The 9,071-nt window shown below is 70.0% G+C and carries 8 protein-coding genes; all 8 read left to right on the top strand.

Features of this window, described 5'->3' with window-relative positions:
• Positions 1-41: 41 nt before the first annotated feature.
• The gene (ftsZ, locus tag DEI92_RS05325; RefSeq protein WP_111008637.1) at positions 42-1,196 is read left to right on the top strand and encodes a cell division protein FtsZ; all 1,155 of its coding nucleotides are present in this window, start codon (positions 42-44) and stop codon (positions 1,194-1,196) included.
• A complete protein-coding gene (locus tag DEI92_RS05320) occupies positions 1,193-1,921 on the top strand; it encodes a YggS family pyridoxal phosphate-dependent enzyme (RefSeq protein ID WP_258368404.1) in 729 nt (242 codons plus the stop codon). The genes ftsZ and DEI92_RS05320 overlap by 4 nt, the downstream gene beginning before the upstream one ends.
• A gap of 43 nt (positions 1,922-1,964) precedes the next feature.
• A complete protein-coding gene (locus DEI92_RS05315) occupies positions 1,965-2,498 on the top strand; it encodes a cell division protein SepF (protein ID WP_111008639.1) in 534 nt (177 codons plus the stop codon).
• A 79-nt stretch (positions 2,499-2,577) separates the two neighbouring features.
• Positions 2,578-2,874, top strand: coding sequence for a YggT family protein (locus DEI92_RS05310; RefSeq protein ID WP_111012624.1), 297 nt, complete (start codon positions 2,578-2,580; stop codon positions 2,872-2,874).
• A gap of 176 nt (positions 2,875-3,050) precedes the next feature.
• Entirely contained in the window at positions 3,051-3,743 is a 693-nt protein-coding gene (locus DEI92_RS05305; RefSeq protein WP_111008641.1) for a DivIVA domain-containing protein, read from the top strand.
• Positions 3,744-3,745: 2 nt separating this feature from the next.
• Positions 3,746-4,507, top strand: coding sequence for a signal peptidase II (gene lspA / locus DEI92_RS05300; RefSeq protein WP_258370074.1), 762 nt, complete (start codon positions 3,746-3,748; stop codon positions 4,505-4,507).
• On the top strand, positions 4,504-5,427 hold the full coding sequence (locus tag DEI92_RS05295) for an RluA family pseudouridine synthase (protein ID WP_111008642.1): 924 nt from the start codon (positions 4,504-4,506) through the stop codon (positions 5,425-5,427). The genes lspA and DEI92_RS05295 overlap by 4 nt, the downstream gene beginning before the upstream one ends.
• A 134-nt stretch (positions 5,428-5,561) precedes the next feature.
• Complete coding sequence (dnaE, locus tag DEI92_RS05290; RefSeq protein ID WP_375342533.1) at positions 5,562-9,035, top strand: DNA polymerase III subunit alpha; 3,474 nt, start codon at positions 5,562-5,564, stop codon at positions 9,033-9,035.
• Positions 9,036-9,071: the final 36 nt, after the last annotated feature.

Genomic DNA, 9,071 nt, shown 5'->3' with positions numbered 1-9,071 from the left:
GAGGCTTGCTCTCGGAGAGCACTACCGGAGGCCGGACCAACGTGACCACGAACCACAACTACCTCGCCGTCATCAAGGTGGTCGGCGTCGGCGGCGGCGGCGTGAACGCCGTCAACCGCATGATCGAACTGGGTCTCCGCGGTGTCGAGTTCATCGCGATCAACACGGACGCCCAGGCGCTCCTGCTCAGCGACGCCGACGTCAAGCTCGACGTCGGCCGCGAGATCACCCGTGGGCTCGGTGCTGGTGCCGACCCGGAGGTCGGCCGTCGCGCCGCCGAGGACCACGCGGAGGAGATCGAGGAGGCCCTCGCTGGCGCCGACATGGTGTTCGTCACCGCGGGTGAGGGCGGTGGCACCGGGACGGGCGGCGCGCCGGTCGTCGCGCGCATCGCGAAGTCGATCGGTGCGCTCACCATCGGTGTCGTCACGAAGCCGTTCGGGTTCGAGGGCAAGCGCCGTCAGGCGCAGGCCGAGAACGGCGTCGCCACGCTCAAGGACGAGGTCGACACGCTCATCGTCGTGCCGAACGACCGCCTGCTCGAGATCAGCGACCGCGGTATCAGCATGGTCGAGGCGTTCGCGACCGCCGACCAGGTGCTCCTTGCCGGTGTCCAGGGCATCACCGACCTCATCACGACCCCGGGACTCATCAACCTCGACTTCGCCGACGTCAAGAGCGTCATGCAGGGGGCCGGGTCGGCACTCATGGGCATCGGTTCCTCACGCGGCGCGGACCGTGCGATCAAGGCCGCCGAGCTCGCGGTCGCGTCGCCCCTCCTCGAGGCCTCGATCGACGGCGCGCACGGCGTGCTGCTCTCGATCCAGGGTGGGTCGAACCTCGGCATCTTCGAGATCAACGACGCCGCCCGCCTGGTGCAGGAGGCCGTCCATCCCGAGGCGAACATCATCTTCGGTGCGGTCATCGACGACACCCTCGGCGACGAGGTCCGGGTCACGGTCATCGCCGCGGGCTTCGACGGCGGGGAGCCGTCCGGGCAGCAGCAGAAGGACCGCCGGTCGAGCTACGTCGACCCGGACACGACCGCCCCGGTCGCGGCGAGCCACGCGCACGACGAGACCGCTCCGGTCGCCTCCTGGGCGACGCAGGAGCACGAGCCGCCCGTGCAGCGCGCAGCCGACCCGGCGTTCGACGACGACGACGACGAGCTCGACGTCCCCGACTTCCTGAAGTGAGTCGGGTGGACGGGGCCGAGCCGCCCCTCCCGTCCGGGGAACCCGGTCTGGAGGAACGGCTCGGCTCCGTCCGCAACGGCATCGCCGACGCCGCGCGAGCCGCGGGGCGCGGCGTCGACGAGCTGACGCTCGTCGTCGTCACGAAGTACCACCCGGCTGCACTCGTCCGGTCCCTGGCCGCACTCGGCGTCACCGACGTGGGGGAGAACCGGCACCAGGAGGCGCAGGCCAAGGCGGCCGAGCTCGCCGACCTGTCGCTGCGCTGGCACTTCGTGGGCCAGCTCCAGAGCAAGAAGGCGCGGCAGGTCCGTCGCTACGCGGACGTCGTGCAGTCGCTCGACCGGGCCAGTGTCGTCGACGCGCTCGCACCGACGGAGGGCGAGCCGCACCCGCGGGTGATCGACGGCTTCGTCCAGGTGAACCTGACCACCGATCCCGCACGCGGTGGCGCTCAGCCGTCCGAGGTCGACGCACTCGTCGAGCAGGTGCTGGCATCCGGCGGCGTCCGCCTGCGCGGCGTCATGGCCGTCGCTCCGCTCGACGAGGAGCCCCGTCGGGCGTTCGCCCGGCTCCGCGCGATCTCCGAGCGCGTGCGTGCGGTGGCGCCGTCGGCGACCGCGATCTCCGCCGGCATGAGCGGCGACTACCCCGACGCCGTGCTCGAGGGCGCGACACACCTTCGGATCGGGACGGCAATCACCGGAAACCGCCCGGCTCCTCGTTAATCTCGCACTGGACACGCACGAGCACCCACCACCCGGAGGAACCATGGCCCACCCGCTGCGCAAGACGATGGTGTACCTCGGCCTCGCCGACGAGGACGTCGAGTACGACGAGCCGGCCGCCCAGGCCGCGCCCTCCCAGCCGACCGCGGTCGCGACCCAGCCCGCCGTCCAGGCGGCTCCGCCCGCGCCCACCCAGTCACCCGTCGCGTCCGTCGCGACCCAGAACCAGCAGCGCGCGCAGGTGACCCCGCTCCGACGCGCCCACGCACAGAAGGCGACCCCGGTCCAGGAAATGAACGAGATCCTCACCGTCCACCCCCGCGAGTACAAGGACGCGCAGTCCATCGCCGAGAGCTTCCGCGACGGCATCCCCGTGATCATCAACCTCACCCAGATGACCGAGGGCGACGCGCGTCGCATGATCGACTTCGCGAGTGGCCTGTCGCTCGGCCTCTACGGCAAGATCGAGCGCGTCACGAGCAAGGTGTTCCTGCTGTCGCCGGCGCACGTCGCGGTGAGCGGCGAGCCCGCTGAGGTAGAGTCCGACATCGAGGCGTCCTTCTTCGCCCAGTCCTGAGGACCGCTCCCCGCGCATCCTCCGCCGGGTCCACACCGGCCCCGGCGCCCGCCCCGACCGAGCGAGTTGATCAGCCCCGATGGTGTCCCTCGTCGCGAGCATCCTGCACCTGCTGCTCCTGATCTACTTCTTCATGATGTGGGCGCGGTTCGTGCTCGACCTGCTGCGGACCTTCAACCGGTCCTGGCGGCCCCGGGGTGCCGTGCTCGTCATCGCCGAGGTCGTGTTCGGGGCCACCGATCCGCCGATCCGCGCCGTCCGACGGGTGCTCCCGCCGATGCGCATGGGCGCGGTCGCGCTCGACTTCGGGTGGAGCATCGTGATGCTCCTCGTGATCATCCTGATGGGTGTCACGGAGCGCTTCGCCATCGCCTGACCGCGCGTCCGACCCGCGCCACACCGGGCGCCGCAGGGGGTGCGGCCGACCGGCGGTGTACGGTGGTCGGGACCCGATGCGCGTCATGCGCGCATCCGCACCGGAGGTCACGGCTGGTAGGTTCGGTCGTGACCGTTCGGTTCCACACGATCAGCAGTTCTATTGAGGTGACGGCAATGGCTTTGACGCCGGAAGACGTAGTCAACAAGCGGTTCCAGCCGACGAAGTTCCGCGAGGGCTACGACCAGGACGAGGTCGACGACTTCCTCGACGAGGTCGTCGTGGAACTGCGTCGTCTCGGGCAGGAGAACGAGGAGCTGCGCCAGCGCCTCAGCGCTGCCGAGGCCCGCGCCGCCGAGACGCCCGCGCCGGCCCCGCAGCCGGAGCCGACCCCGGAGCCGGCGCCCGTCGCCGCCGCGCCGGAGCCGACCCCCGCTCCGGCGCCCGTCGCCGCCGCCGCCCCCACGACGACCACGACCGACGACGAGACCGAAGGCACCTCGAGCCTCCTGCAGCTCGCCCGTCGCCTGCACGAGGAGCACGTCCGCGAGGGCGTCGAGAAGCGTGACGCCCTCATCGCCGAGGGTCACGCCACCGCCGCGCGTCTCGTCTCCGAGGCCGAGGCGCAGCAGCGCCAGATCCTCGCCGACGCGGAGCAGCAGCAGCGGCAGCGTGTGTCGACCTACGAGCAGGAGCGCAAGCAGCTCGAAGGTCGCATCGAGGAGCTCCGCACGTTCGAGCGTGAGTACCGCGCGCAGCTCAAGAATTACATCCAGGGCCAGCTGCAGGAACTCGACAGCGCGAGCAACGAGCAGCCCAGCGGGTTCCAGCCCGCGCCGGCGTCGGCGCAGGGCTTCGGGTCCAACTGACGTTGCCCCAGCCCCACCCGGCTGCACCAGCCGAACGTCCGGCGAAGGTCAGTGTCCGCGCGATCGCGGCACTGGCCTTCGCCGCTGTCTGCGTCTACGCACTCGACCAGGTCGTCAAGGCCCTCGTCGTCGCCCACCTGACCTACGGCGCGACCGTGCCGGTGCTCGGCGGGCTCCTGCAGCTGCACTACGTCACGAACCCCGGCGCCGCGTTCTCGTTCGCCACGGGTCAGACCTGGATCTTCTCGATCGTCGCCGCCGCGGTGGTCGTCGCGATCGTGATCACGGCGCGGCGCATCCGCTCCCTCTGGTGGGCCGTGCTCTTCGGCATGTTGCTCGGCGGTGCCCTCGGGAACCTGACGGACCGCCTGACGCGGCCGCCGGGCTTCGGGCGCGGCCAGGTGGTCGACTTCATCTACACCCCGTGGATGATGCCGGCGATCTACAACATCGCCGATTCGTTCATCTGCATCAGCATGGCGATCTTCGTCGTGCTCACGCTGCTCGGCGTGAACCTCGACGGCACGCGGACGCCGTCCAAGCGGACCCAGGCCGCCCGCGCCGGCGCCGACGACCGTGCCGGCACGGACGACCGGGAGGCCCAGGGGCGCGTCCCCGGGGCGGCGCCGGCCACGGACGGGGGAGCCACCGCGGTCACGAGCGAGGCGACGTCCGCCGTGGGGGCCGCACCCGACGCGACCGCGGGCGGACCGGCGGACGGGGACCGGGCCTCCAGGCCGTCGCTCGGGCACGACGCGACGTGAGCGAGTCGCGCAGCCTGCCCGTGCCTGACGGGCTCGCGGGCGAGCGTGTCGACGCGGCCATCGCCAAACTGCTGGGGTTCAGCCGGTCGTTCGCCGCGGACGTCGTCGCCGCCGGCGGCGTCCGGGTCGACGGGGTCGTCGTCGACAAGTCGGACCGCCTGCACGCCGACAGCTGGCTCGAGGTCGAGTGGTCGCCGAAGGAGTCGCCGCGGGTCGTCCCGATGGCGGTGCCCGGCATGACGATCGTGTACGACGACGAGGACATCGTGGTCGTGGACAAGCCGGTCGGTGTCGCGGCGCACCCGTCGCCGGGCTGGGACGGGCCGACGGTGCCCGGCGGCCTCGCGGCGGCGGGGTTCACGATCGCGACCTCGGGTGCGGCGGAACGCGCGGGCATCGTGCACCGGCTCGACGTCGGGACGAGCGGCCTCATGGTCGTGGCCAAGACGGAGCTGGCGTACACGGCGCTCAAGCGCGCGTTCAAGGAGCGGACGGTCGACAAGGTCTACCACGCGCTCGTGCAGGGGCATCCCGATCCCACCTCCGGCACCATCGACGCCCCCATCGGCCGCCACCCCTCGAGCGACTGGAAGTTCGCGGTCGTCGCGGACGGCAAGCCCAGCGTGACGCACTACGAGACCCTCGAGGCGTTCCGTGCGGCGACACTGCTCGAGGTCCACCTGGAGACCGGCCGGACCCACCAGATCCGCGTCCACATGGCGGCCACCCGGCACCCGTGCGTCGGGGACACGACGTACGGCGCCGACCCGGTGCTCAGCGCGGAACTCGGGCTGACGCGGCAGTGGCTCGACGCCGTCCGGCTCGGCTTCGAGCACCCCCGCACGGGCGTCTGGGTCGAGTTCGAGGCGGCGTACCCGGACGACCTGCGACACGCCCTGGAACTCGTCCGCGAGGGCTGAACCCGCGCGGCCCGACCACGCGATGTCGTCCGTGCCCGTTACGATTCCCGGACCAGGTCAGAGCATCGATCGCCGGAGGTTCCGTGGCGGACAGCGACTCCTTCGTCCACCTGCACGTGCACAGCGAGTACTCCATGCTCGACGGCGCGGCGCGGATCGGACAGCTCGTCGGCGAGACCGCCGCGCAGGGCATGCCGGCGGTCGCCGTGACGGACCACGGCAACATGTTCGGCGCGTTCGACTTCTGGAAGACGGCTCGTGGTGCCGGGGTCAAGCCCATCATCGGGACCGAGGCCTACATCACGCCCGGCACCCACCGGAGCGACAAGACCCGGATCCGATGGGGCGACGGCGGCGGCGACGACGTCTCCGGTGCCGGCGCGTACACGCACATGACGCTGCTCGCCGAGACCACCGAGGGCATGCACAACCTCTTCCGGTTGTCCTCCCGCGCCTCGATCGAGGGCTACTACTTCAAGCCGCGCATGGACCGCGAGCTCCTGTCGACGTACGCCAAGGGCCTCATCGCGACCACCGGGTGCCCCTCGGGCGAGGTCCAGACGCGGCTGCGCCTGGGGCAGTACGACGAGGCCGTCCGGGCCGCGGCCGACTACCGTGACATCTTCGGCGCCGACAACTACTTCTGCGAGATCATGGACCACGGGCTCGGCATCGAGCGTCGGATCATGACGGACCTGATCCGCCTCGCGAAGGACCTCGGCCTCCCGCTCGTCGCCACGAACGACCTGCACTACACGCACGCGGGCGACGCCACCTCGCACGCGGCGCTGCTCTGCGTGCAGTCCGGGTCGACGCTGAACGACCCGAACCGGTTCAAGTTCGACGCCGACGAGTTCTACCTCAAGACCCCGGCACAGATGCGGCACCTGTTCCGCGACCACCCGGACGCCTGCGACAACACCCTGACGATCGCCGAGCGGTGCGACGTCGAGTTCGACACCTCGGCGAACTACATGCCGCGGTTCCCGACGCCCGAGGGCGAGAACGAGGAGTCCTGGTTCGTCAAGGAGGTCGAGAAGGGGCTGCACTACCGCTACCCGGACGGCATCCCGGACGCCGTGCGGAAGCGGGCCGACTACGAGGTCGGCATCATCACGCAGATGGGGTTCCCGGGGTACTTCCTCGTCGTCGCGGACTTCATCAACTGGTCGAAGGACAACGGCATCCGCGTCGGGCCGGGCCGCGGTTCCGGTGCCGGGTCCATGGCCGCCTACGCCATGCGCATCACGGACCTCGACCCACTGGCACACGGTCTGATCTTCGAGCGGTTCCTCAACCCGGACCGCGTCTCGATGCCCGACTTCGACGTCGACTTCGACGACCGTCGCCGCGGTGAGGCGATCAAGTACGTCACCGAGAAGTACGGCGACGAGCGCGTCGCGCAGATCGTCACGTACGGCACGATCAAGGCGAAGCAGGCCCTCAAGGACTCCTCGCGCGTCCTGGGGTTCCCGTTCGGCATGGGCGAGAAGCTCACGAAGGCGATGCCGCCGCCCGTGATGGGCAAGGACATCCCGCTCACGGGCATCTTCGACCGCGACCACCCGCGCTACAAGGAGGCCGCGGACGTCCGCGCCGTCGTCGAGTCGGACCCCGAGGCCCGGACGGTCTTCGACACCGCCCTGGGGCTCGAGGGCCTGAAGCGACAGTGGGGTGTGCACGCGGCCGGCGTGATCATGTCGAGCGATCCGCTCATCGACATCATCCCGATCATGAAGCGCGAGCAGGACGGCCAGATCGTCACGCAGTTCGACTACCCGGCTGCGGAGTCGCTCGGGCTGATCAAGATGGACTTCCTGGGGCTCCGCAACCTCACGATCATCAGCGACGCCATCGACAACATCAAGATGAACCGGGGGACCGACCTCGACCTCGAGTCGCTCACCCTCGACGACCCCGAGGCCTACGCGCTGCTGCAGCGCGGTGACACGCTCGGCGTCTTCCAGCTCGACGGCGGTCCGATGCGTGGGCTCCTCCGGCTCATGCGCCCCGACAACTTCGAGGACATCTCCGCGCTCATCGCGCTGTACCGCCCGGGGCCGATGGGTGCGAACTCGCACACGAACTACGCCCTGCGCAAGAACGGCGAGCAGGAGATCACGCCCATCCACCCGGAGCTCGCCGAGCCCCTCGCCGACATCCTCGACACGACCTACGGCCTGATCATCTACCAGGAGCAGGTCATGGCGATCGCGCAGCGGGTGGCCGGATTCTCGCTCGGTCAGGCCGACATCCTGCGGCGGGCGATGGGCAAGAAGAAGAAGTCCGAGCTCGACAAGCAGTACGCGGGCTTCGAGCAGGGCATGAAGGACAACGGCTACTCCGACGCGGCCATCAAGACGCTGTGGGACATCCTGTTGCCCTTCTCCGACTACGCGTTCAACAAGGCGCACTCGGCGGCGTACGGGGTCGTGTCCTACTGGACGGCGTACCTCAAGGCGCACTACCCGGCGGAGTACATGGCGGCGCTGCTGACCAGCGTCGGCGACGCCCGCGACAAGCTCGCGCTGTACCTCAACGAGTGTCGGCGCATGGGCATCAAGGTCATGCCGCCCGACGTCAACGAGTCGATCGGGTTCTTCGCCGCCGTCGGCGAGGACATCCGGTTCGGCATGGGCGCCGTGCGCAACGTCGGCTTCAACGTCGTCGACGCGATCGTGGAGGCCCGTGGGCAGAAGGGGCGCTTCGAGTCCTTCCACGACTTCCTCCGCAAGATCCCGATCACCGCCGCGAACAAGCGCACCGTGGAGTCCCTCATCAAGGCCGGTGCGTTCGACTCGCTCGGTGACACCCGGCGTGCGCTCGTCGAGATCCACGAGGGTGCGGTCGAGGCCGCGGTCAAGATCAAGCGCGACGAGGCGAACGGCAACGTCGGGTTCGACTTCGACAGCTTGTTCGCGGAGGTCGCCGAGACCGCCGCGCCCGTGTCACAGGTGCCCGAGCGGCCGGAGTGGTCGAAGCGTGACAAGCTCGCCTTCGAGCGCGACATGCTCGGTCTCTACGTGTCCGACCACCCGCTCGCCGGCCTCGAGGTCGAGCTCGCCAAGCACGCGTCGATGTCGATCGCCGACATCGTCGCGGCCGAGGACCACATCGACGGCGAGACCGTGACGGTCGCCGGACTCCTGACGAGCGTGCAGCACCGGGTGTCGAAGAACTCGGGCAACCCGTACGGCATCGTGCAGATCGAGGACTTCGCCGGCGAGATCGGCGTCATGTTCCTCGGCAAGACCTACCAGGAGTTCGGCCCGATGCTCCAGGCGGACGCCATCGTCGTCCTGCGGGGTCGGGTGAGCGTGCGCGACGACGGCAAGAGCCTGCACGCGGTGAGCATGTTCGCGCCGAACGTCGGCGACGCCATGGGCTCGGGGCCGCTCACGCTGTCGTTGCCGGAACGGCGTGCGACGACCGAGACCGTCTCCGAGCTGGCGAAGGTGCTCGGCCGTCATCACGGGGACACCGAGGTGCGACTCCGGCTCCTCAAGGAGGACGCCGCGCGCACCTTCGAGATCCCGTTCCCGGTCGCGTTGACGCCGGATCTCTTCGGCGAGCTGAAGAGCCTGCTCGGACCGTCCTGTCTCGTGTGACCTGCGCCGTCGGTGACCGGGTCGGCCTCGGTAGGC

Source organism: Curtobacterium sp. MCBD17_034, from assembly GCF_003234515.1.
In the GTDB taxonomy this organism is placed as follows: Bacteria; Actinomycetota; Actinomycetes; order Actinomycetales; family Microbacteriaceae; genus Curtobacterium.
The sequence above is the reverse complement of the archived record's forward strand: the minus strand, read 5'-3'. Positions and strand labels throughout refer to the sequence as shown.